An 813-nucleotide genomic window follows, 5' to 3' on the forward strand; every position below is an offset into this window, starting at 1 on the left:
AGTATACTCTGCAAGTTGCTACTCAAGTTGTCTAAGGCAGCTAAACTTAAACCCATCAACAAAAGAATGACGTAAATAAGGTATGAAGTTGATTGGTTAATTTTCTCTAGTAAAGCTGCGCGAGAAATAGGAATTAAGTACCCCACAACAAGAGGGGCAAAAATGAATAGCATCCCTGAGAACATAAAACTTGATAATTCCTTAGTGAGACAAGCCGGAGACAAAAGCCACTGACAAAACAACACTCGACCTTGAGTTTAATGTTTATCGTGGATGACGTTAGTTAACTTAATTACAAGCCGCTAGCACTGAGTACTGCGTTGATTTCGTTTTGAAAGTCAGTATCACTCATATTGCTTAGGTCATACAAGACCTCTGCACCTGTTAAATTGAATTCCACTTCATGTTCATCAATACGTTCGTCTTGATTGCGGAACATCAATAAGTGGTTTGCAATTCGAGCAATGTCCAAATAACTGACTTCTGGACGAGCGGTAACAAACTTTTCGTTTGAAGAGACTTCTCGAAAATCGTTGTCGAACCCCCAGCGTTCTAGCACCAACTTACTGGTTGCAGAGCAGCGAGTTTGGAAGATTTGCAACGCGATATCAGGGTCAAGGTAATTGCCACTATCCAGATACAGGTGATATTCGTTAATGAGGCAGAACAAGCCAATATCGGCCAATAAGCCAACTAGAAGTGCCTTTTCCAGCTCTAGATGTGTGTAAATAGAAGGCTCGTGTTTGTGGAATTCTTGTACGACCAGCACCATCGTGGCGCCAAGCTCTCGAGAGACGGCCGCGCTTTTTACCA

At 42.2% G+C, this 813-nt stretch carries 2 pseudogenes; both read right to left on the bottom strand.

What is annotated here, in order from left to right:
• Positions 1–185: pseudogene (locus tag R7Z50_RS26395) on the bottom strand (hypothetical protein); the annotation flags it as partial.
• Between the two features lie 107 nt (positions 186–292).
• Positions 293–813, bottom strand: a pseudogene (locus R7Z50_RS26400) (HDOD domain-containing protein); the annotation flags it as partial.

This window comes from Vibrio sp. 1249-1 (genome assembly GCF_033340495.1).